At 42.2% G+C, this 23,395-nt stretch carries 17 protein-coding genes; 9 read left to right on the top strand and 8 right to left on the bottom strand.

Going from position 1 to position 23,395, the window contains the following annotated elements; all coding sequences use genetic code 11:
• Positions 1-2 precede the first annotated feature (2 nt).
• Together V6M43_RS03705 and V6M43_RS03710 are read left to right on the top strand one after the other, a co-directional pair.
• Positions 3-335: a hypothetical protein gene (locus V6M43_RS03705; RefSeq protein ID WP_332732690.1), complete on the top strand. Its 333-nt coding sequence runs from the start codon at positions 3-5 to the stop codon at positions 333-335.
• Positions 332-799: a Spy/CpxP family protein refolding chaperone gene (locus V6M43_RS03710; protein WP_332732691.1), complete on the top strand. Its 468-nt coding sequence runs from the start codon at positions 332-334 to the stop codon at positions 797-799. The genes V6M43_RS03705 and V6M43_RS03710 overlap by 4 nt, the downstream gene beginning before the upstream one ends.
• A 222-nt stretch (positions 800-1,021) precedes the next feature.
• Here the strand turns inward: V6M43_RS03710 and V6M43_RS03715 are convergent, their stop codons facing one another.
• Complete coding sequence (locus V6M43_RS03715; RefSeq protein ID WP_332732692.1) at positions 1,022-2,041, bottom strand: S66 peptidase family protein; 1,020 nt, start codon at positions 2,039-2,041, stop codon at positions 1,022-1,024.
• Between the two features lie 47 nt (positions 2,042-2,088).
• Here V6M43_RS03715 and V6M43_RS03720 point away from each other — a divergent pair, with 47 nt between their 5' ends.
• Positions 2,089-2,928 (top strand): hypothetical protein, encoded by an 840-nt coding sequence (locus V6M43_RS03720; RefSeq protein WP_332732693.1) that lies wholly within the window; start codon positions 2,089-2,091, stop codon positions 2,926-2,928.
• A gap of 1 nt (position 2,929) precedes the next feature.
• On the opposite strand, the gene V6M43_RS03725 is transcribed toward V6M43_RS03720, so the two are convergent.
• Positions 2,930-3,700: an NUDIX hydrolase gene (locus tag V6M43_RS03725; RefSeq protein ID WP_332732694.1), complete on the bottom strand. Its 771-nt coding sequence runs from the start codon at positions 3,698-3,700 to the stop codon at positions 2,930-2,932.
• A 97-nt stretch (positions 3,701-3,797) separates the two neighbouring features.
• On the opposite strand from V6M43_RS03725, the gene metG reads away from it, so the two are divergent.
• The 3 genes from metG to V6M43_RS03740 are packed head-to-tail and all read left to right on the top strand — an operon-like array spanning position 3,798 to position 11,093.
• Positions 3,798-5,951 carry a methionine--tRNA ligase gene (gene metG, locus V6M43_RS03730; protein ID WP_332732695.1) on the top strand — a complete coding sequence of 718 codons (2,154 nt, stop codon included), beginning with the start codon at positions 3,798-3,800 and terminating at the stop codon, positions 5,949-5,951.
• A 42-nt stretch (positions 5,952-5,993) separates the two neighbouring features.
• Entirely contained in the window at positions 5,994-9,740 is a 3,747-nt protein-coding gene (locus V6M43_RS03735; RefSeq protein WP_332732696.1) for a hypothetical protein, read from the top strand.
• Positions 9,741-11,093 carry a GntP family permease gene (locus V6M43_RS03740; protein ID WP_332732697.1) on the top strand — a complete coding sequence of 451 codons (1,353 nt, stop codon included), beginning with the start codon at positions 9,741-9,743 and terminating at the stop codon, positions 11,091-11,093.
• On the opposite strand, the gene V6M43_RS03745 is transcribed toward V6M43_RS03740, so the two are convergent.
• On the bottom strand, positions 11,062-12,390 hold the full coding sequence (locus tag V6M43_RS03745; protein ID WP_332732698.1) for a glycerate kinase type-2 family protein: 1,329 nt from the start codon (positions 12,388-12,390) through the stop codon (positions 11,062-11,064). The two genes, V6M43_RS03740 and V6M43_RS03745, sit on opposite strands and share 32 nt — an antisense overlap.
• A gap of 92 nt (positions 12,391-12,482) precedes the next feature.
• On the opposite strand from V6M43_RS03745, the gene V6M43_RS03750 reads away from it, so the two are divergent.
• The 3 genes from V6M43_RS03750 to V6M43_RS03760 all read left to right on the top strand — a co-directional run bounded on the left by V6M43_RS03750 (position 12,483) and on the right by V6M43_RS03760 (position 16,656).
• The gene (locus V6M43_RS03750) at positions 12,483-14,861 is read left to right on the top strand and encodes a 3-hydroxyacyl-CoA dehydrogenase/enoyl-CoA hydratase family protein (RefSeq protein WP_332732699.1); all 2,379 of its coding nucleotides are present in this window, start codon (positions 12,483-12,485) and stop codon (positions 14,859-14,861) included.
• 74 nt (positions 14,862-14,935) lie between these two features.
• Positions 14,936-15,829: an ABC transporter ATP-binding protein gene (locus V6M43_RS03755; RefSeq protein ID WP_332732700.1), complete on the top strand. Its 894-nt coding sequence runs from the start codon at positions 14,936-14,938 to the stop codon at positions 15,827-15,829.
• Between the two features lie 5 nt (positions 15,830-15,834).
• Positions 15,835-16,656, top strand: a complete 822-nt coding sequence (locus V6M43_RS03760; RefSeq protein WP_332732701.1) for an ABC transporter permease — start codon at positions 15,835-15,837, stop codon at positions 16,654-16,656.
• 14 nt (positions 16,657-16,670) lie between these two features.
• Here V6M43_RS03760 and V6M43_RS03765 read toward each other — a convergent pair whose 3' ends face one another.
• From V6M43_RS03765 to murC, 5 genes are all read right to left on the bottom strand, one after another.
• Positions 16,671-17,600 (bottom strand): TIGR01777 family oxidoreductase, encoded by a 930-nt coding sequence (locus V6M43_RS03765; RefSeq protein ID WP_332732702.1) that lies wholly within the window; start codon positions 17,598-17,600, stop codon positions 16,671-16,673.
• A gap of 114 nt (positions 17,601-17,714) precedes the next feature.
• Entirely contained in the window at positions 17,715-19,580 is a 1,866-nt protein-coding gene (gene ftsZ, locus V6M43_RS03770; RefSeq protein WP_332732703.1) for a cell division protein FtsZ, read from the bottom strand.
• A gap of 50 nt (positions 19,581-19,630) precedes the next feature.
• The gene (ftsA, locus tag V6M43_RS03775; RefSeq protein WP_332732704.1) at positions 19,631-21,016 is read right to left on the bottom strand and encodes a cell division protein FtsA; all 1,386 of its coding nucleotides are present in this window, start codon (positions 21,014-21,016) and stop codon (positions 19,631-19,633) included.
• A gap of 12 nt (positions 21,017-21,028) precedes the next feature.
• The gene (locus V6M43_RS03780) at positions 21,029-22,009 is read right to left on the bottom strand and encodes a cell division protein FtsQ/DivIB (protein ID WP_332732705.1); all 981 of its coding nucleotides are present in this window, start codon (positions 22,007-22,009) and stop codon (positions 21,029-21,031) included.
• A 1-nt stretch (position 22,010) separates the two neighbouring features.
• Positions 22,011-23,381 (bottom strand): UDP-N-acetylmuramate--L-alanine ligase, encoded by a 1,371-nt coding sequence (gene murC / locus V6M43_RS03785; RefSeq protein ID WP_332732706.1) that lies wholly within the window; start codon positions 23,379-23,381, stop codon positions 22,011-22,013.
• Positions 23,382-23,395 lie beyond the last annotated feature (14 nt).

Consider the following 23,395-nt stretch of genomic DNA (forward strand, 5'->3'; position numbering starts at 1 on the left):
CCATGAGAGCCAATGAGCATACAGAAAAAAGAGTGGAAGAGGTCCTGGGCAGTTTAGACAATGTTGTTCAAGCCCACACAAAGGCACATTTCTATACCCGACTTAGAGGCAGGATGGAGAATGATGAAGGTGTATGGACAAAAATTGCTGCATATATCAGCCGCCCACCTGTAGCATTAACCTTTATCGTGCTTTTGCTTGCAATCAATTTATTTATACTATTCAGCAATAAGGCTACCGTGCCAGAGGATAATGTTGATCATATGACCGCCCTGGCACAGGAATACCATTTTGAACGAAATTCCATGATTGACCAAAACACCATTCTGCCATGACCAGCATAAAAAATAAATCACTTCTGTTTATTATTGGTGTATTACTGATCTCCAACCTGGTGATGGTAGGCATGTATCTGTTTGGCACCAAAGAACGCCGGCCACGAGAACGGAGCCAAAGATCTCCCATTGAGTTCATGGTGAAAGAATTGGCGCTGGATGATAAACAGGCTGCGGCATTCAAAGAAATGCTGGATACAGTTAAACAGAAGAATAAGCCACTATTGGATTCGATGAGAACAAGCAGGGAATCTCTTTATAAAAATCTCAAAGCAGAACCTCAACCTGACTCCATAATCCTTAGGTATGCAAACACCATTGGGAAAATAGAAACCGCGCTCACCATTAATAATTATGAGCATTTTCGAAAACTGAGGGCTATCTGCAATCCGGAGCAGCAGTTGGAACTGGACACACTCATTCAAAGAATGGGAAGAAGAACTGCAAGAAAAAAAGGCCAATGATTTTTTCCGTTACTAATTACGCAGGACACGCGCGGGCAAAAGGAACAAGGCTTTGATCGCTTCTAGTATTCCATCCACCGCTATCCCCAGGATCCGGAAAGGAATCAGGAGAAGCCATACAATTGGATACAATATCAGAGCGATAATGGCCAATGGCCAGCAAAGTATAAAAAGGACAAGCCAAACTAATAATGTCAGCATACCATAAAAATAAAATAAAAATCATTCCTGAAGAACAGATCCTGTAGCATTAACATCCAGTTTAACCATTGCTCCGCATTTTAGGGCGAAATTATTCTTCTGGTGGCCAACGGGAAATTCAAAACAAACCGGGTAATGGCAATCAACAAGCTTCTCCATGATAATTTGGTAAACGTTCCTGTTGAACTCTTCTTCCGGATCTTCGGAAGGTTTGAATTTAAATCCACCTATCACGAGGCCGGCAAGATGATCAAGCTTACCACTTCTCTTCAGGTTCCAGAACATCCGGTCAATACTATAGAGATATTCACCTGTATCTTCCAGAAAAAGGATCTTTCCTTTTGTCAAAAGGTCAGAACCCGATCCTGTGATTGATTCAATGGTCTTACAATTTCCACCAATAAGCTCACCCTTCGCTTGTCCATAGCGGTTATATTCAGAAGGGGGAACGCTGAAATACATTTTTTTTCCAAATAGTAAATCGCGGATCGATAATATGGAATCTTTCTGCAACTGGTCTGCCTCTTCCCAAACATCAGGAAAGCTGTTACACATTTTGGAATGAATGGATGCAACACGAACCACTGAATTCAGGTGAGCATGCAGTACAGTTACATCGCTGAATCCGATCACCCATTTAGGATGTCGGCGGAATCTGTTGAAATCAATATGATCTATGATCCTAACCAGGCCATACCCTCCTCTTGCACATAGAATTGCATTAACCGAATGATCGTCGAGCAAAGCCTGCAGATCTTCCAGTCTTTCCGTATCCGTTCCCCCAAAAGTTCCGTCTCTCCTACCGATTGAAGAACCCAGCTTCACTTTTAGTCCCCATGATGAGATCTGCCTGATTGCAGGTTCAAGCTCTTCCAATGTGATATAGCCGGCGGGTGAGCTTATAGCTATGGTGTCTCCTGCTTTCAGGTAGGGCGGCCTTTTCAGGGCCACAGAATGCGGGTCGGGTTCTTTAGTTCCGGTATCAACAGGCAGCGATAAGGCTGCTAAAAAACCATTTCTGATAAATTCCTTTCTTTCCATAGTAAAAATGATCCTGATGTTGAGTAAATTACTATAAATAATAAGCCATGAGGCCCGTTTTTCTATGTTTTCTAACCCTCTTCTCCTGCGCTCTCCATGCGCAGCTGCTGAATGGAACATGGAAAGGGCTCGGGTGGACTTCCTGCGAGTCGGCTTATGTTGAACTTAAACTTACACAGACAGACAATATTATCAGGGGTGAATCTTTATACATTTTCGGGGATAACCGCTTCCAGCGATATTCATTGGAAGGAAGTTATTCGCCGCTTGATTCAGTCATAATTCTCAAAGAGATCAAACTGCTGGGAGCTATTAAACCTGCCATAGATGTGAATTGTTTTAGCATGTACAGTTTCCGTATTTCTGAATCAAGTCTGGGAACCCAACTCAAGGGATCAGCCGAAAACAGGTCAAGAGGATTACTAAAGATCAAATGTGCAGATGCAGAATATGAATTAACGAAATTCATTCCTTCCCCTCTGCCTGTTCCTGGCAGTCCAGCTTTCAATGCCGACGCTGCTTACCTGAAAATGGCAATGGGCCGGTCTGATTTTACTGTTCGCAGCCTTGAGATCGACAATGACAGCATACTTGTAAAACTTTATGATAACGGGCAGGTTGATGGTGATACAGTATCCCTGATCTTCAATGGCCAACCTATTGCAGTACGGGTTCCCATCACTGCATCGATGAGATCCTTTACCATTTATCCCGACCGGAACCTGGAGGTAAATAAACTTTCTTTCATAGCGCATAACCTTGGCAGTATTCCCCCCAATACTGGTACATTAACCATGATCATTGATGGTAAACTGGTACAGGTTTTTCTTTCGGCTGACCTTAGCCGGAATGCAACGATAGAATTCCGATGGCCTCAGAAAGATTAATTCAAAGCTGAAATCCTAATCCCGACTGGGCTGCACGCTGGTATTTCCGAAGGTCAAATTTGTAATAGAAGGGTGATTTATGTGCAACGCCTTCCTTTCTCTCCTCAAGTCTTTTCAGGATTCCAACCCCTAGTATCTTTCGTTGAAAATTCCTGCGATCGAGTTTGCGGCCAAGTATCGCCTCATATAATTTCTGCAGTTCCGGCATGGTGAACTTTTCCGGCAATAATTTATGTCCTATGGGGTGATAATTAAGCTGCATGCGCAGGTAAGCAAGGGCCTCCTGTACAAGATTTGCGTGATCCATCATGAGGGGTGGAAGATTATATACATTGAACCATTCGCATGCGGTAGAAAACTCATCGCTGCTGGGATCTACCTTTTCGAAATCTACCAAAGCGTAATAACCTACCGTTATGAAGCGCTCAAACAACCAGCTGCTCTCTGAATGTATACCATATTTTCTAAGGATCTTCTTATTCATTTTCTGGGTAGCCCTGTCGGCCTCCCCAAATACCCCGAACTGCTGCAGGAAAATATCTGAGAGGTTGGTCCGCTGCTTAAGGATTCGGTGGGCCGAGGCAGCCATGTCTTCGTTGAGCTTTATAAATCCTCCCGGCAGGGCCCATCCTTCTGTATAATTGGCCTTGAGTAAAAGAACTTTGAGTTCACTGCCGTGAAATCCAAAAATGATACAATCCACCGAAACATTTCGCAGATAGGTGTGGTGACCATTCTCAAAGAGATCTTTTATTTCATCTTTAAAAGCCATCGCCCAAAACTAGCAGATGAAACAGAAAAAATAAACTTTAATATCTGGTACGTAACTTTGCCCTCCCTTCCAAACGAAGACATTAAAGAAATTTAGCATGGAATCACCAAAAAGATATCTCATAACGGCTGCCCTCCCCTATGCAAATGGGTTAAAACACGTTGGCCATCTGGCCGGCTGTTATCTCCCGGCGGATATTTATGTCCGTTATCTGCGGGCGCAGAAAAGGGATGTTGCCTTTATCTGTGGAAGTGACGAGCACGGTACTGCCATTCCGATACAGGCGATGAAAGAGGGCACCACATCGCAGCAAATTATTGATAAGTACCACGCTATAATTGAGGAAAATTTCGGTGACCTTGGAATATCATTCGACATCTACCACCGAACCAGTTCCCAACTCCACCATGAAACGGCGCAGGAATTTTTCACCATGCTGAACAATGCCGGGGAACTGGAAACAAGAGAAACAGAACAATATTTTGATGAATCTGCCAAAACATTCCTGGCCGACCGCTATATTAAAGGCACCTGCCCAAATTGCGGATTCAATGGGGCTTATGGTGATCAGTGTGAAAAATGTGGCACAAGCCTGAGTCCGGATGAATTGATCAACCCGGTAAGTACACTTAGTGGTGAAGCACCTGTAAAAAGGAAAACAACACATTGGTATCTTCCACTCAACAGGCATGAGGAATTTCTGCGCAAGTGGATCATTGATGAACATGGCAGCGACTGGAGAGCCAACGTGGTAGGTCAGTGCAAGAGTTGGATAGATGGCGGTCTTCAACCCCGTGCGGTAACACGCGACCTCGACTGGGGCATTAAAGTTCCCTTGCCCGAAGCTGAAGGGAAAGTATTATATGTATGGTTTGATGCGCCTATAGGTTATATCAGTGCCACCAAACAATGGGCATTGAACAAGGGCCGCGATTGGGAACCTTACTGGTATGATAAAGAAACAAAACTTGTCCATTTTATAGGCAAGGATAATATCGTTTTCCATTGTATCATATTTCCGGTAATGCTAAAGCTGCATGGAAATATCTTACCGGATAATGTTCCGAGTAATGAATTCCTGAACCTGGAAGGTGATAAGATGAGCACCAGCAGGAACTGGAAACTGGATATGCAGGATTATATCAATGATTTTGTGAAAAAAGAAAATGGCGGTCCGCAGATGGCTGATGCATTGCGTTATTACCTCACGCAGATTGCGCCGGAAACCAAAGACAGTGAGTTCACCTGGAAAGGATTTCAGGATGCGGTGAATAGTGAGTTGGTAGCCATCTTCGGAAATTTTGTGAACAGGGCTTTCGTGTTGATGCATAAGCTCACAAAAGGAAAAGTTCCAGCCCTTCATGTTGCCATCCAGGATGAAACGGACAATGTAATGCTGGAAGAGATCAGGCAATCAAAACAAAGAATCGAACAATTGCTTGAAGGTTACAAGTTCAGGGAAGCACAGTTTGAAGTGATCGATATGGCTCGGAAAGGAAATAAATATATGCAGGAAAAAGAGCCCTGGATCAAAGCGAAGAAACTAACACAGGAAGGAGAAACCGACACAGAAAGATTACAGCAGGAGATCGATAATTGTTTGCACATTAGTCTACAGCTATGTGCCAACCTGGCCATCTACATAAATCCTTTCCTTCCTCATACAGCACGTAAAATGTTGCATATGATGAAGGTGGTTGATAAAATGCTCGACTGGGAAAATGCAGGTAAAACCAAACTATTAAGTGTTGGTTATTCTTTACGTGCACCGGAATTATTATTCAGAAAAATTGAAGACGTGGAAATACAGGAACAAATTGAAAAGTTAAAGTCAAACAGCATGCCCCCTGAAGTACCCGGAACAGTTGAAACAATTCCTCCTGCTGAGACTGAGGCTGCAAAAACTATAGTCGCACCTCAAAAAGCAGAGATCGTTTATGATGATTTCGCTAAAATAGACCTGAAAGTTGGAACCATAGTAACGGCTGAAAAAGTGGAAAAAGCAGATAAACTGCTAAAGCTTTCCATTGATCTGGGCTTTGAAACGAGAACTATTGTAAGTGGTATCGCCTTACATTTTAAGCCCGAGGATATTGTTGGTAAGCAGGTGGTGGTGGTTGCCAACCTGGCACCCCGAAAAATGCGGGGTATTGAAAGTAATGGAATGATCCTGATGGCAGAAGACCAGCAGGGTAAACTTCATTTTGTATCACCTGAATCCGTTATAAACGCGGGTGCCGGAGTGAGTTAAGCGTTTCATCAGCCCTTGTAAATTTTATTGTAATTTGTATCCATGGCCAGGCTTAAGAGGAAACAATGGATACTCTATGGTGTTGGGCTGTTGCTCCTCGGCCTTCTCTTATCGATGGGATTACTCGTGAGATTACGATCTGTAGCAGCAGCCAAACAGTTAGTAAAAACCTTATCCGGTGGCGAATACGCCCTGGATGCAAGTGCTATCCGGGTAGATCCAACCAGGATGACGATAAAAGTTGCACGTTTCGATATTCACCCCGTTCACCCTGCAACAGCCAATAATGAATTTCGCTTTATGGCCGACAGTATATCGGTTAATCTTCGGGATGTAATAAATCTCCTGTTGTTCAAGCGACTTAATGTTGAATCATTTTCACTGGTGCGTCCAACTCTTGAGTTAAGGGTTTATGAAAAGGATAGCATTGGTAACCGTGTACCAATCCCCCTTCACCAACAGGTTTCGAAAATTCAGACGGTTTTCTTTGATGTATTGCAATCATTGGAGGTAAAAAGTTGTGATATCCGCCAGGCAACAATTGCTTATTACCCCGACCTGAATAACAACAACAGCCGCTACTTCATTAACAATCTACATCTCAACATAACAGATCTTCACCTGTTAAAACGTGTCACAAACTGGAACAACAACAATGAAGTGAGTATCCGCTTTGAACTCCAAAATCCCCTTATTGAATATCCGGATACAACCATAAGAGTTAATCTGGATCAATTGCTTTGGGATAACCGGCAACGAAAATTTGAATTAAACGGCCTCGGCTTCCATAAAACAATAACTACCATTGGAGACAGTACAGGCTTCAGGCTGGAAGGAATTGAACTGGATTCACTGAACTGGAATAAACTTCTTACAGAAGGAGTGGTGGAACTTGCCATGCTGAAAGCATCAAAAGGTTTCTTTTCAAGCAATGACTTCAGGATTCGTCGTAAAAAGGACTCTACTGATGAAAAAGACGATGCCAATTTACTGGATATCATAGGTCCCATTTATGTGAAACAACTTAGTATAGACGATATTGAATTCATCGGCAATTCGCATACCCCGAGAGGAAAAGAAAGTTTTCGTGTGCAAGGAAATGCCTTTGATGTAAAAGAACTTGTTGTAGATAAAAATATTCCCAACAAGATCGCTGTTAAGGAGTTGCAGCTTAAGGTCAAAGCCTACCTCGAATCGGACAGCAGCAAGAATTTTTCATCGGGCTTTGGAGAATTGAATATAAATAAGAATGACCTGGTACTTTATGATTATTTTCTTCAGACCCGGCAGAAAAGCAGGCTTGGAAATAACCGGATTGATGTAAAAAGACTAACGCTCACGGATCTTTCCATACCGGAACTATTACAGGGAAGACTAAAAGCCGAGGAATTGATTGTTTCCGGAGCAAATGTAAAATTGCAGCTACAGCAGAGAGAGAACAGGAACAATCGCGTACCATGGCGACGTATTCAACGTGCTATAGGAAGAAAACTGGAAATAAATACAATCAGGATATTGGATGCAGATCTGCTGATAACAAAAGAAGACCAGCGATCGGCACTTGTAAATGCAACTGCTTTTTCTGCAGTAATCAGTGGTAAAAATCTGTTGGATTCACGAACACTGGAAGCCCTTATGAATGGCAACAACTCCATCGATCTGCCATCATTGGAAATGCAGTTACCAGGGGGATGGGCCAGTATGAAAGGAGTGATATACCGCAGGCAATCTATTTCAGCCACCTCTGCCCGTGGAAATATGAATAATGGAAATATTCAGTTTAATTTAAAAGATATAGTTGCTGAAAAAACAAATGCAGCAGGAATTATCAAGGGTTCAGAGAACAACTGGCTGGAAGCATTGACGATCGGATCGGGTAATATTGATATCACTTTCCCCGAAGAAAAAAATACAAGTGCCACCGGCAATACGCAATATTATACCAGCAAATTCCGGTCAGGTCCACTCAGGTTAAAGATAGCTGGAAAGGGAATAAATGTGCTTGCCATAACTGATTCAGTTTCGGCCGATGACTTGTATGAAGCGGCTGGAAATTTCTACTGGAAAAATCTTTATCTGAAAGGAAGAACGCTAAACATTCAACTTGAAAAATTAAAAGGTTCTACCGGTGAATATGAGTTAGGTGGGAACAGTGAAAATAAAATCAGTAATGGCAACTGGGAAATTTTTACTGATAAAATTTACGCTTCTGTAAATCTTCCCAACACGCGGGTAATACATAATATCGAAACAAGTAAAGATATACCCCGACAGATTTCCAGATTAATATTTTCAAAACCCCATGCTGAAATTCACCTCCTGCCATTAACAGCGCCTACTGATAAAGAATCGACATCTTCAACAATCCTAATCCCGTCTATAAGCCTCGAAGACCCCGGAATAGTTTTGAGCCGTCATGAGGATGGCCAGGAAAAACAGATAGCCAGCCTTGATGGCGGATTGGTTAATACTGCCGCATTTACACTCACAGATGGTGAATGGAAAAGCGACAGTATTGATGCGAGGTTTCAGAATTTAAAAGCAAATCCAGGAAATTTTAAAGTCGATTTTCCCCTGTTGCATTTTAAAATGAATGATGCAAGAATACCAACTGGCGAATCATTCAAATCTGGTCTGGCCTTCCTGGAGGTTGCAAATGCTGGCTTGCAACATCAAAAGGGTGCCAATAGCTTTACGCTGGAAGGGATCACGGGAAAGCTCACTAGTAATATGAGGTTCAACTCCCATCGTGATTCATTGAAAGCATTGCTGGTAACCTTGCCGAAAATTGAAGCTACAGTATCCCATTTCAAACAAAAGAACAAAGACCGAATAACAGATCTAAGGGGATTAAAACTGAATCCGGCTAATGGAACGCTTAGTTTTGACAGCCTCTCCTGGAGCAGTGATCTTACCCGGGAAGATTTTTTTCAAAATCAACCATTCCAAACTGATCTGATCCAATTAAGCAGCGGAATTGGCGTGATAAATGGCCTTAAAATGCTGCCTTCTTCAAACGACACAGTTTGGAAAATGAATCGCCTTGATCTTACTAATTTAAATTTGCAGGTTGACCGCGACAAAAGAGTTCCCCGCGATTCAATCAGCTATCGACCCCTGCTTGCAAAAACGCTCCAAAATATTCCATTTCTATTTGAACTTGACAGTATCACCCTGAAAAATTCACTAGTAAGATATAACGAGATCTCCGAGAAAACCGGCGCTGAAGGAAGCATATTGTTTGCAAACCTGGATGCAACTATCCTGAACATCCGCAATAATTCAATTACGAAGGAGGATAGCCTTAAAATAATTGCCAATGCCCTGTTGATGGATGAGGGTCAAATAGGTTTCTATTTTAATCAGGCATACACTGATAGTTTGCAGCGTTTTCAAATGCGTGCAGATTTAGGAAAAATGGAGCTTAAAAGTTTTACTCCCATGCTGAAACCGCTATTCGGGCTGGAGATATTAAAAGGCCATACTGATAGTGTTATTGTGGAGGTAAAGGGGGATGATCATTTGGCCATCGGAAAAATGCATCTCGACTATCGCAACCTTCGGATTCAGCTTAGCAGGGAAGACGGTAAAAGAAAGGGTGCATTAACCTTTCTTGCAAATACCATATTGCGGAATAAAAATGACAGAACGGCGGCCATTCTCCAGGAGAGAATGCGTGACCGATCTACTTTTAACTTCTGGGGTAAGATCGCATTAAGTGGCCTGTTAGGCAATCTGGGTCTGCAAAATAATGAGAGAAAAATCAGAGCTTATAAAAAGCAAAATTAAATGGTGACAGGCAGTATACTTTTACTAATAATTCTGGCAGCATTAGTTTTTATAGTATTGGCCTGTGCCGTAATGAAATGGCATCCCATGCTGGTTTTATTAATGACAGCTTTAGTAACCGGAATAGCCACGGGGCTGGGACCTGATAAAACAATCACAACAATTTTTAATGGTGCGGGTACAGTATTTGCGGCAATTGGATATATAATAGTAGCAGGTACTTTATTAGGGGAAGTTCTTGAAAAAACAGGCGGGGCTGCCGGGCTTGCTGATAAGTTAATGGGGAGTGTCAGTAAAAAGAAAATACTTCCTGCAACTGCTGCGATAGGGTTGCTGGTAGGTATTCCGGTATTTTGTGATTCTGGTTTCATCGTACTAACGAGGCTTGTTCAAGCCATGGCCAATGTTACTGGCCATCCGGCAGGTTCGATGCAGTTAGCATTGGCAACCGGACTTTATACATCGCATGTAATTATCCCTCCTACTCCCGGACCTATGGCTGCGGCAGGTAATCTGGGACTTTCTTCCTCGCTCGGCTGGGTAATATTGTTAGGAATCATGGTAAGCGTACCAGCCATAATCACAGGCTTATGGATGGTGAAAAAAATTGATTTCCCTATTGTGACTGATACTACTGATCACAGGCCCGCAAATTCTAACCACAAGAATGCAGGCAAAGCATTGTTTGTTCTCTTACTTCCTTTACTACTTATTACTTCCGGAGTAATCATCCCATCATTAACCAACAATGATGCATTAATAAAAACCAGTAAACTCCTGGGGCACCCCGCAATTGCTCTCTTCATCAGCGCCATCATTGCCATGGTGCTGCTCGGGAGTAAACAAAAGAAGGAATGGGCAGAATGGATCTCCAAAGCTTTAGTTCAGTCGGGCCCCATAATTCTAATTACTACGGCAGGTGGTGCTTTCGGGGCTATTCTCAAAGCTACCGCCTTACAAAAGGAGATCACAAGATTTCTGGATGGTAGCAATATACCTGTAATTGCCATCTACCCCTTTGCATTTTTATTAACAGCAATTTTCAAAACGGCGCAAGGTTCCTCAACAGCTGCAATGATCATCTGTTCGGCAATGATCTATCCAATACTCGGGGCCTTCGAATTGTCATTACAACAAAATGTTTTGGTTCTATTGAGTATATCGGGAGGGGCTATGGCTATCAGCCATGCTAATGACAGTTATTTTTGGGTAGTGAACCAATATGGCAAGATTCCTGTCAGAGATATGTATAGGTATTATTCTGTGGCTACCTTATTAATGGGACTATCTGTGATGCTCACCTGCATTTTATTACATTACCTTATTGGCTGGTATCAGGCATCCTTATCATAATGACCATATCCATTACATTGGTTTGGGTAGCACCCGTCTTTACCAGTCCACCACATGCATTAAAAAAATTATAGGCATCGTTGTTTTCAAGAAAATAACCAGGGTCAAGGGCCTTCGCCTTTGATATCTGAAAAATATCAGGTGAAACAATAGCCCCCGCAGCATCTGTAGGACCATCTGTACCATCTGTTCCTGCAGCAAGCAGCACTGGCCAATGTTCGGTATTTTGTTCCCCGAGCCAAATAAATGCTGCTAATGCAAATTCCTGGTTACGTCCTCCCTTTCCTTTCCCCTTTATTGTTACGGTTGTTTCACCACCCGCAATATAGCAGGTTGGCTTATTGATTGGTTTTGAATAAGCTTCAGTAATAAACTTCCTGGCCATCTCCTTTGCTTCACCCGTAAGCAATTGAGGATATATCACAACATCATATCCCATATTGCGTGCCTTATTAGCCGCGGCGGTTAGGGCAATGCCATTGCTTGCAAGTACGTGATGCCTTACATTTTTAAAAATCATTTCACCAGGCTTTGGGGTTTCTGCAACAAGACCTTCTATTCCATCATTCAGCCGTTTAAGTATTGATGCAGGCGTTTTATGTGACAGACCATAGTTTTGGATAATGGCTTTAGCATCTGCGAAAGAGGTGGGATCAGGATGCGCCATACCACTGGCTATCACAGCGGGATCATCACCAGGAACATCACTAAGCAGAATGCATTCAAGTTTTGCGGGATAAACCGCCCCGGCAAGCTGGCCACCCTTAAGTAATGAAAGGTGCTTCCTGACAGTATTCAACTCTTCAATTGCTGCCCCTGATCCTAATAATAATTGGAAAGTTGTCTGCAGGTCTTCAAGGCTGATTCCATCAGGCAGATCTGATATCAATGAGGAAGCACCTCCACTCAATAAGAGGATAAAAAGATCGCCTTCACCCGCTTTTGAAGCAAGGGCCTTTAATGCATCGGCGGCTTCTACACTCCTGTAATCGGGAACCGGATGTGATGCTTCCAATACTTTCCAGGTAGACCCTGGCAAACTATGATCATATTTAGTAATAACCAATGCATCACTAACTAATTCAGCAAGAATTCTTTCTACTTCCAACGCCATGGCAGAGGCTGCTTTTCCTGCGGCAGCAACATATATTCTCCTAAAATCTTCATTTTTATAATGTGATTCCCCTATTCTGAATCCACTATTATCTTTTTCAAGAAAGGGAGGAATAAATACGGAAGGATGGACAGCCATATAGCCCTCCGTAAAAACCGATATAGCATCTCTGGCACTGTTCATTCGGTTAAATTTATAATAAAGCAATTCTAGTTTGAAAATTAAAAATACCTAACTTCGAACATATTAGTTGTTTAGCTAACTATTTTTTCCATATGAAAAGAAAGATCAAAAAAGTTGCCGTATTAGGAAGTGGTGTCATGGGATCCCGGATTGCCTGTCATTTTGCAGGAATTGGTTTGCAAGTTTTGTTACTTGACATGGTTCCAAAGGAAGCGGTTGAAAGCACTGAGAAAGCAGCAAGGAATAAACTGGTAAATGATGCACTGCAGGCCGCACTCAAAAGCAACCCATCTCCTGTATATTCCAAAGATGTTGTGAAGCGGATAAGCACAGGCAACTTCACTGATAATATGAAAGAAATCGGTGGCTATGATTGGATCATAGAAGTAGTGGTTGAAAGACTCGATATAAAACAACAGATATTTGAACAGGTGGAACAATTCCGCAAGCCCGGTACCATCATTAGTTCCAATACATCTGGTATACCTATACATATGATGGCTGAGGGAAGGTCGGAAGACTTCCAGAAGCATTTTTGCGGAACACATTTTTTCAATCCGCCACGTTACCTTCGATTGCTGGAAATAATTCCCACACCTCATACCAGCCAGGAAGTTGTTGATTTTCTGATGGATTTCGGAAGTCTTCAATTAGGTAAGACAACTGTACTATGCAAAGACACACCCGCATTTATTGCCAACAGAATTGGGGTATATGGAATCATGGCAATATTTGGTCTGGTGGAAAAGATTGGACTAACCATTGATGAAGTAGAAGCCTTAACGGGTCCGGTGATCGGGCGTCCGAAATCTGCTACTTTTCGCACGGCAGATGTTGTAGGAATTGATACCCTTGTAAAAGTAGCTGCCGGAGTTGCTGATAATTGTCCGGCTGATGAACAGCGTGCTGTTTTCAATATTCCTGCCTGGCTCAACAAGATGGTCAGCAATAATTGGTTGGGCGATAAAACCGGCCAGGGCTTCTTCAAAAAGACCAAGGGACCGGACGGGGCAAAAGAGATCCTGACCCTTAACTTATCCACCATGGAATATGGTCCGCGCCAGAGACCAAAATTTGCCACGCTGGAAGCAGCTAAGCCAGTTGACGATCTGAAAACAAGGTTGTCTATGCTGGTGCAGGGAACTGATAAAGCGGGTGAATTTTACCGGCATTTCCATTATGGGCTATTTTCTTATATATCGCATCGCATTCCCGAAATTTCAGATGAATTGTACCGGGTTGACGATGCTATGATGGCTGGTTTTGGATGGGAAATTGGGGCTTTTGAAAGTTGGGATGTAATGGGAGTGGAAAAGACTGTCAAAAAGATGAAGGAGGCTGGCTATTCTGTAGCTCCATGGATTGAAGATATGATTGCGTCAGGAGCCAAAACATTCTACAAGATCGAAAATGGCAAGCGATTATACTATGATGTTTCATCCAAAGGTTATAAATCACTTCCGGGTGGAGATGCATTTATTGTAATGAAGAATTTTGAAGGACAGACTGTATGGAAAAACAGTGCCTGCAGAACCTATCACCTGGGTGATGATGTGCTTGGGTTGGAATGGTACACCAAAATGGGAAGCATAGGAGGGGAAGTACTGGAAGGCATCCAACGATCCATTGGCCTGGCAGAAGAAAAATACAAAGGATTGGTCATAGCCAATGACACATCTAATTTCAGTGCGGGAGCAAATGTGGGTATGATTTTTATGCTCGCTATTGAGCAGGAATATGATGAATTGGATATGGCCATACGCATGTTCCAGAATACAATGATGCGTGCACGATACTCTTCTGTTCCGGTAGTGGTAGCGCCACATGCGCTTACACTTGGGGGTGCCTGTGAACTTAGTCTGCATGCCGATAAGGTATGCGCAGCCGCTGAAACATATATTGGCCTGGTTGAATTGGGTGTGGGATTAATACCTGGAGGCGGAGGAACCAAAGAATTTGTGTTGAGGGCAGCAGATGAAATGCATGAAGATGAGCCCGAGAATATAACCCTGAAAAATCGCTTTTTATCAATCGCCACAGCAAAGGTTGCAACATCAGCACATGAGGCATTTGATATGGGCATACTTCGCAAGGGAAATGACGAGATAGTTTATAACCAGGGAAGAAGAATTGCAGAAGCAAAACGGTCGGTGTTGGAAATTAGTGAAAGCGGCTACATTACTCCGGTACAACGAACAGATATCAGAGTACTCGGCCGTTCATCCTTAGGTGCATTATACGCGGGCATCAACGGGATGTGGCGTGCAAACTATGCCACAGATCATGACGCACTGGTAGCCCGCAAACTTGCTTATGTGATGTGTGGCGGTGATCTGAGTGAGCCAACGCTGGTGACAGAACAATACCTGCTTGACCTGGAGAGAGAAGCGTTCTTATCACTTTGCGGAGAGAAAAAAACATTAGAAAGAATCCAGGGTGTGCTGAAAACAGGCAAACCTGTCAGAAATTAATTGCCGGCTTTTTATGCCATTCATAAAAATGTTTTCTATGTCTGTGATACAAGGCATAAATTGATAAAAAAGAAATGCCTGTCCTGGAAATTGAAAATATCTCCAAATCATATGGCTCAATTAAGGCACTGCAAGGCGTTAGTCTGCAGGTGCCAAAAGGAAGTGTATTTGGAATCCTCGGGCCCAATGGTAGCGGTAAGACCACTCTTCTAAGTATCATCCTCAACGTACTGAATCAGGATGCAGGAAATTTTTCCTGGTTTGGACAAGCCAGCAATAATGATCAGCGTAAAAATATCGGATCTCTGCTTGAGACGCCCAATTTTTACCATTATCTATCAGCCATAAACAATCTTAAAATAACCCAAAGCATCAGCGGCAGAGGTAACCGCGAGGATATAGAAAAAGTATTGTACGCAGTTAATCTTTATGACAGGCGCAACAGCCGCTTCAGCACCTATAGTTTGGGAATGAAACAACGACTTGCAATTGCTGCCGCGCTACTTGGAGATCCCGGAGTATTGGTTTTGGATGAGCCCACAAATGGGCTCGATCCGGTTGGGATAGCAGAAGTTAGGAGGCTAATCCGCGAACTACAGGAAAGGGGACATACAATCATCATGGCCAGCCATCTTCTTAATGAAGTGGAAAAAGTTTGCACTCATGTAGCTATTTTGAAAACTGGTAAAATCGTTTCAACCGGTCCCGTGGATGAGGTCTTATCAGATGAAGATATAATTGAGATAGCTTCATCTGACAACAACTCACTAAAAGCAGTACTGGAAGAATATATAGATATTGTAAACATTAAGCGGGAAGGCCCTTACCTGCAGGTGTATTGTATGAGGGGAAAAATTAACCCGGCAGATTTAAACCAGTTTTGTTTTGAAAGAGGAATCGTTTTACATCACCTTTCTATACAAAAGAAAAAACTAGAAACCAGATTCTTTGAATTAACGGGAAATTGATCATCATGGCATCACTTTTAAGAACGGAATGGCTCAAAATAAACAAGTACCCAATATTCTGGTTACTAATTGGCTTATGTATACTATCCTATCCGGGGGTCAATTATATTTTCCTGAATATCTATCACACGATAAGCGAAAAAAAATCAGGTGCGGGACAGGTTTTTAAGATGTTCATTGGCAATCCCTTTAGTTTTCCCGAGGTATGGCGCACCACTGCTTACTTTTCATCAATGGTAGTATTCATTCCGGCGGTAGTGGTGATAATGCTTATTACAAATGAATATACTTATCGAACCAACAGGCAGAATATAATTGATGGATGGAGCAGGAACCAGTTTATTCTTGCCAAACTTCTGAATGTTGTATTGATAACAATAATTTTCACAATCCTTTATACGATTGTGACCATAATTATTGGCAATACAAATACTAGTGATATTAACTCAAACAAGTGGGAGCAATCATCTTATATCGGGCTGTTTGCTCTGCAGACATTTTCACAGTTATCAATTGCATTTCTTGTTGGATTACTTGTGAAAAAATCATTCATAGCAATGGCAATTTTTCTTTTTTATTCAATTGTTGCCGAACCTATTGCTGTAAATCTCTTCAAGTATAAATTTCTGAAAAATGATATGGGCCAGTTTTTCCCGCTTGAAATTTCTGACAGGATCCTCCCTCCTCCTGCTTTCCTGAGCAGGTTTGATGAATCAGCCTACAAGGCAAGCCTGGAGGCTGTTTCAACCCATACAATATACACGTTGATATTAATAATGGTTACCTGGCTTATTAATTATATAATTTACTTTAAGAGGGATCTTTAAAATGCTTCAAAAGCTTAGACAAGTGAATTTATTGCTGCATTTATATCAGGATATGCAAACTGGAATCCTGCCTTACTGATCTTTGCCGCACTAACTGTGGTGCTTTTCAGGACTTCTATACTCATTTCTCCCAAGATCAGTTTTAGCATAAATACAGGCACATGAATTGGAAGAAAGGCATTTCCTTTCATTTTCCGGGCAAGTAATACTGTAAGTTCTTTATTACTTACAGGATGAGGCGCTACTGCATTATAAACGCCCTTATAGTCGCGCTGCTCTAAAGCATCGGCATACATACGAACCATATCATTGATATGGATCCAGCTGATCATCTGTTCACCACTACCAAGAATCGCTGCAATGCCAAGCCGAATGGGCTTAATGAATTCTGCCATGGCGCCTCCATTTCTTGACAAAACAATTCCGGTTCTCAAAATAACCAGTCGCTTCCCCATATCTTCAACTGGAAGAACGCTACTCTCCCATTGACGCGCGGTATCGCCCAGAAAATCATTTGAGGAAGTATCTGTTTCGTTAAAGGGAAATTCATTAGGGATCGATGGATCTTTCCCATACCATCCGATTGCAGATGCACTAATAACGGACTGGACCTTATTAGGTATATCTCTTAGTACGCGGCAAATCAGCTCCCCGCTTTTGACCCTGCTATCTACAATTTCTTTCTTTCTGCTTGCGGACCATCTTTTATCAGCAACGCCAGCCCCTGCCAGATGAACTATGTGATCGGCAGCAACAAGCGCCGATTTATCCATTTCTCCTTTATGCAGATCCCAGAAGGCATAACTAAGACCTTCCACATTCCTGCTTTTATATCGCGATGGCTCCCGGGTAAGTATGATCACTTTGTAATGCCGGCTGATCAAAAGTTCTGTAAGTGCTTTACCAATAAGGCCTGTACCGCCGGTAATAAGGATTGTTTGCATATCACTATTGTGGTTGGGAATTAAAAAAGGCCCCTCGCAAAAGCGTGGGGCCGGCTATCCATACGGATAAACAACTAAAAACAAACTTTGTTTTCAAAGACGGAATACATCTGCTTAGTCCGGTTTTTTACCATCAAGGAAAGTATTGATGGTGCTGATCTGGGTATTATTATGCTCATCTGTTTTCACCGTATAGTTGCTGTAGAAATTCTCAGCTGGTGAAACAGTATTATAGAGTTCAAGATTGCGGCGGATATATGCTGGCACAGTGTCAAACTCATTATTAGGGTCGGCAGCGTTGATGTTGAATGACAGATTTCTTAGTTTCTGTATTCTTTCAGCGGCTTTCCTTTTTTGTTCTTCCGCTTCGTCCGGCATTGCCGGCTCCTCAGCAGGAACATGTTCTTTAGGTTGAGCTGATGGTGCCCCTGGCTTATCCGCCGCAGGAGAATGATCCTTGATCACCAGTTGCATATCGAACGAGGGTTCCTCCTCTTTCTGTGGCAATGCCGGCAACTGTTGAGCAATTGGTTGTTCGTTCACAGGAGACGTGTATTGGGGCCTGGAATTTGTTTCCGGCCTGGTAGCCGGTTCTGCATAAATATTGGAAGGCTTGGCCAAGTATCCTCCGGATGCTGCAGACACCGAAGAATTATTTTCAACAAGTTTAAATTCGATCTTTTCCTCGTTTTCTTTTACTGCCTCTGATTCTTCATCGGAGAAAAATATTACCGGAACCTTATTTTCTTTAGGTTCCGAAATTTGAGGTTTTTCCTCTACCAACTTCGGTTGAAGGTCTTCTGCAAGGGTATCCTTAATTTCAGGCATTATTACAGAGGTTGTTCTTTCCTCCCTGATCTTAACCGGATCCGGCGTCATTTTCTCATCCGTAACAAAAGGCAGTACAGGCTGGTCATAAACCTTTGGTTCTTCCGTACGCGACACCAATGTCATAACTATCTTCTCTTCTTTCTTCTGCTCAGGTTGTTTTACCTCCCTCTTATTAAATGGATCCTTATACTCAAACCCGGTAGCAATCAGGGTTATACCAATTCTGTCACCTAATGAATTATCATAACCCAAACCAAGTATAACATCCGTGTCCTCACCCGCCTGGTTCAATAGATAATTTTGAATGATATCCACTTCATCCATAGTGAATTCGTGTTCACCCTCCGCAGAATTTATATTTATCAGAATCCATCTTGCACCCCTGATATCATTATCATTAAGTAATGGTGAATTAAGTGCTTCCTCAATGGCACGTTGAGCGCGATTCTCTCCATTAGATGCTGCATTTCCAAGTATGGCTACGCCACCATTGCGCATTACTGTGCACACATCTGCAAAGTCAACGTTGATCTGACCGGTACTACTTATAACATCAGTGATACATTTTGCTGCTGTTGCCAGTACATTGTCAGCTTTCTCAAATGCTTCCTTCATTTTCAGGTTACCGTACTGATGACGGAGCTTGTCATTGCTGATAACAAGTAAGGTATCTACATTCTGTTTTAATTGCTGAATACCCTCTTCGGCCTGGAGTTGCCTCTTCCTTCCTTCATATGAAAATGGTGTTGTAACAATACCGACTGTAAGTACTCCAAGATCCTTACAAATCTTTGCGATGATTGGTGCACCTCCGGTACCTGTGCCACCGCCCATTCCGGCGGTAATAAATGCCATCTTGGTATTCACTTCCAGAATGCGCTTGATCTCTTCTAAACTTTCTTCAGTTGCCTGTTTGCCAATTTCAGGATTTGCGCCAGCCCCTAAGCCCTGGGTAAGATGCGGACCAAGCTGGATCTTATTGGGAACGTCGCTCAGCGCTATAGCCTGGGCGTCAGTATTGCATATGATGAAATTCACCCCGTCAATACTTTGACTAAACATATGGTTGACAGCATTGCTGCCCCCACCTCCAACACCAATCACCTTAATGATGGATGATTTTTCTTTTGGTAAATCAAAGTGTATCATTTCACAATTATTAATGGGTTAATCGAAAAATTAAAATGGATCAGGCGATATTATAGTTTATGATCTTCCTCTTCTTTAAAAAGATCAATCAGGTTGTCTTTGAACTTGTTCCAGAATCCATTTACATTTAATCCTGCCTTTCGCTTTCCGGTTGACACTACTTCTTCAACTTTATCTTCCTGTTCATTGGCTGAATCTTCTTCTATGGCTTTTCGCAGATCATTAGGTATCTCAACTGCTTTGTAACGTTGATCAAACTGCTTACGATTTCTTTCATAATCATCGTATCCCTTAAGTATAAGACCTATGCAGGTAGCATATACAGGCTTGGTGAGTTCATCAATATGTCCGGATTTCAGATGCTCATTTGGATAACCGATACGCGCATTTAATCCGGTTACATATTCAGTTAATTGGATAAGATGCTTTAGTTGTGATCCACCTCCTGTAAGTACGATCCCACCATTGAGCATTCTACTATCCATACCCACCTGTTTAAGATGATAGGTCACAAAGTCCATGATCTCACTCATCCTTGCCTGGATAATATTTGCAAGATTCTTTACGCTGATCTCCTTAGGAGGCAGTCCGCGCATACCCGGAATAGTTATGAATGCATTCGCCTTTGCTTCATTAGCAAGAGCTGAGCCAAACTGTACTTTCATCTGCTCAGCCTGCGTTTTTAATACACCCAGCCCTGTTTTAATATCGTTAGTGATATTCTCGCCTCCAAAAGGTATGACGGCTGTATGCTTTAGAATTCCTTCGTAGAACACAGCGAGGTCTGTAGTGCCACCTCCAATATCCACAATGGCTACACCGGCTTCAATATCTTCCTGCCCCATTACCGCTGCTGCAGAAGCAAGAGGCTGCAACACGAGGTCTTTTGTATGTAATCCACTCTTCTCTACAGCCCTGTTAATATTTCGAATCGCATTCTTATCACCTGTAATGATATGGAAATTAGCTCCCACTTTCACACCACCATAACCTATGGGGTTAGGAATGTTTTGAAAATTATCTACTGTGAATTCCTGCGGTATCACATCAATTATCTGGTCACCTGCAGGGATATAAGTCTTGTATTGGTCAGCAATCAGCTGGTCGATCTCTCGTTGGGAAATCTCTTCCTCAGTTGTCTGACGCACAATATCACCCCGTGTCTGGAGACTTTTAATATGATGCCCGGCTATACCAACATACACCTCACTTATTTCAAGATTAGGATTTGAGGCGTAACAATTTTCAAGCGCTGCAGCTATAGCTTTGATTGTTTCATCAATATTTAAAACCTGGCCGTGTTTAACGCCATTGCTGTTTGCACGACCAAATCCCAGGATCTCTAGTTTGCCAAACTCATTTTTGCGACCCGCAATGGCAGCGATCTTGGTCGTTCCAATATCGAGTCCAACAATAATGGGCTGTTCGTAATTCATGCTATGTTGTTTTTAGTTGTTTTGTTTATTCATTATCGCCTTGTGAATTGCAACAGGTTTGGATGCGGATTGTGCCGGATTAGTTTTTCCAGAGGGATGGGATAGATTGGCTGTAGTAGTTTCTGCGGCCTGCGCATTACTACTAACCGCTAAAGGTGCTGCACTAACATTAACCATCCATCTTTTTTTATCCACGGATGTGGATATTGCATTTCGTCTTTTACCAATTACCTGTTGAGCATATTTCACATTGATTTCACTGTAATAATTGAATCCTGTTTTAGCCATCACATTCCTGTAAAATATTTCCAGTTGCCGAAACTTTTTAACACTCTCCTTCCCATCTCCAAAGAGTATGATATGATCCCCAATCAATGGTACCATTTCGAATTCATATAAGGGTGTCACAGACACCTGGCTTATCTGGGCAGACCAAAACGAATCTTCGATCAGGGTTTTATTAATGGACAAAATATCGGCTAACAACGAACTATCAGATTGCCGCGACAATTTCAGTTTCGTGGGTAGTCCTGTGTACACAGGTAATTTTATTGCAGGCCTTCCCTGTGATAAGGGCAGGTAAGTACCACTCGTATCGAGGTAATAAGAGTTTCCCGCCTGAGTAAATATCCGTGCAATTGGCTCCTTCTGCTTTACAAGTACCTGTAGCACCCGGTCTTTATCAAAAAATAACTGGGCATCTTTTACCCATATATTTTTCCTGAGAATTGCTTCGAGCTTTCGCAAATCTATTTCTGCGACAGGCCTTCCTTTGATTGCCCCATTCCTTGAATCAGTAAGAAGATTGAGAACTTGCTTACTATCAAGGAAAAGGAAATTTTCATCGTTCCGGATCTCTACTTCTACTCCTGCACAAGTAGCATCATTACTCGTATTGATTGCTGCCACCAGAACCACCACCAAAGAAATGGTGGCTATCAGCCAGAGAAAGGCAGCAATAATTTTTTTGATATTGATCCTGGATTTATTCATTTCAATTGAATAATTCTTTTATAGGTTTTACTAGCGTGTCAATATCACCTGCACCCGCGGTAATAATTAATCTATTAATATCATCATGCAAATAATTGCTGGCTAAATGATTTAACAGTTGCTCTTTATTCAAGAGTTTAACTTTTTCACTACTGATATTACGGCTGATTATTTCACTACTAACGCCCTCGATCGGCAACTCCCTTGCCGGGTATATGGGTAGCAATATCACTTCATCTGCCAGATCAAGGCTTGCAGAAAATGCTTCAGCAAGATCCCTGGTTCTTGAAAAAAGATGTGGCTGAAAGATCACTGTACATTTTCTGCCTTGAAATAAAGATCTCGCTCCAGTAATAAGTACTTTTAGCTCCTCGGGATGATGGGCGTAGTCATCCACAAATACCAGCTTCTCATTCTTTAGTACATACTCGAATCGTCTTTTTACACCCCTGAATGCCTCTACTGCATCTTTGATCTTTACCTGACCAATCTCCAGGTTTCTCGCTATAGCAATAGAAACAACTGCATTTTCAACATTATGGAGGCCACCCATGTTAAGAATGATATTGTCAATGACGCCATCAGGAAATACTACCGAGAAACGATAGCCACCTTCCTGCATTATTATGTTCGTAGCGTAAATATCTGCTGACGCATCATTTAAGCTGTAGGTATAATGTTTGAATGCTGACAGTGACGCTGATTTGGCTAATCCATATTTACTATACAATGTTCCCTCAGGCTTCAACCTCCTGCTGAATTCAACAAACGCCTCCTGCAGTAATTCCTCTGTTCCATAGATATCCAGGTGGTCCGCATCCATAGAACTGATCACAGCAATATCCGGACTCAATCTCAGGAAACTTCTGTCATACTCATCAGCTTCTATAACCGCAACCTGGCGGGGATGACTCCAGAAATTAGTATTATAATTGACGGTAATACCTCCGAGAAAAGCATTACATCCGTAGCCCGTATGACGTAACAAATGAGCTGTCATACTTGAGGTGGTTGTTTTGCCATGCGTTCCTGCTATACAGATATTAAATGTATTATTACTGATTAGTCCAAGCACTTCACTCCTTTTCATCATTAAAGTACCCATTTGCTTGAAATGGACATATTCAATATGTTCTGCAGGTACTGCAGGAGTGTAAATAACCAGGTCAGGACTCGCAGGAACTGCTCCAATATCTTCCCGAAAGTGAATCCTGATACCCTCGTTCTCTAATTCGGTCGTAAGTGGAGTAGCTGTTTTATCATAGCCACTTACCTTTTTACCAAGTGCATAAAAATATCGGGCAAGGGCACTCATCCCGATTCCCCCTATTCCAAGGAAGTAAACTTCTTTTATGTCATTTAAATTAATCAAGATAAATTTTATGA

Source organism: Flavihumibacter sp. (assembly GCF_036676075.1).
Lineage (GTDB): Bacteria > Bacteroidota > Bacteroidia > Chitinophagales > Chitinophagaceae > Flavihumibacter.

What these genes read in the sequence shown, in the direction of transcription:
- V6M43_RS03705 (WP_332732690.1), top strand. Translation starts at nt 3, where the DNA reads ATGAGAGCCAATGAGCATACAGAAAAAAGAGTGGAAGAGGTCCTGGGC.
- V6M43_RS03710 (WP_332732691.1), top strand. Translation starts at nt 332, where the DNA reads ATGACCAGCATAAAAAATAAATCACTTCTGTTTATTATTGGTGTATTA.
- V6M43_RS03715 (WP_332732692.1), bottom strand. Translation starts at nt 2,041, where the DNA reads ATGGAAAGAAAGGAATTTATCAGAAATGGTTTTTTAGCAGCCTTATCG.
- V6M43_RS03720 (WP_332732693.1), top strand. Translation starts at nt 2,089, where the DNA reads ATGAGGCCCGTTTTTCTATGTTTTCTAACCCTCTTCTCCTGCGCTCTC.
- V6M43_RS03725 (WP_332732694.1), bottom strand. Translation starts at nt 3,700, where the DNA reads ATGGCTTTTAAAGATGAAATAAAAGATCTCTTTGAGAATGGTCACCAC.
- metG (WP_332732695.1), top strand. Translation starts at nt 3,798, where the DNA reads ATGGAATCACCAAAAAGATATCTCATAACGGCTGCCCTCCCCTATGCA.
- V6M43_RS03735 (WP_332732696.1), top strand. Translation starts at nt 5,994, where the DNA reads ATGGCCAGGCTTAAGAGGAAACAATGGATACTCTATGGTGTTGGGCTG.
- V6M43_RS03740 (WP_332732697.1), top strand. Translation starts at nt 9,741, where the DNA reads ATGGTGACAGGCAGTATACTTTTACTAATAATTCTGGCAGCATTAGTT.
- V6M43_RS03745 (WP_332732698.1), bottom strand. Translation starts at nt 12,390, where the DNA reads ATGAACAGTGCCAGAGATGCTATATCGGTTTTTACGGAGGGCTATATG.
- V6M43_RS03750 (WP_332732699.1), top strand. Translation starts at nt 12,483, where the DNA reads ATGAAAAGAAAGATCAAAAAAGTTGCCGTATTAGGAAGTGGTGTCATG.
- V6M43_RS03755 (WP_332732700.1), top strand. Translation starts at nt 14,936, where the DNA reads ATGCCTGTCCTGGAAATTGAAAATATCTCCAAATCATATGGCTCAATT.
- V6M43_RS03760 (WP_332732701.1), top strand. Translation starts at nt 15,835, where the DNA reads ATGGCATCACTTTTAAGAACGGAATGGCTCAAAATAAACAAGTACCCA.
- V6M43_RS03765 (WP_332732702.1), bottom strand. Translation starts at nt 17,600, where the DNA reads ATGCAAACAATCCTTATTACCGGCGGTACAGGCCTTATTGGTAAAGCA.
- ftsZ (WP_332732703.1), bottom strand. Translation starts at nt 19,580, where the DNA reads ATGATACACTTTGATTTACCAAAAGAAAAATCATCCATCATTAAGGTG.
- ftsA (WP_332732704.1), bottom strand. Translation starts at nt 21,016, where the DNA reads ATGAATTACGAACAGCCCATTATTGTTGGACTCGATATTGGAACGACC.
- V6M43_RS03780 (WP_332732705.1), bottom strand. Translation starts at nt 22,009, where the DNA reads ATGAATAAATCCAGGATCAATATCAAAAAAATTATTGCTGCCTTTCTC.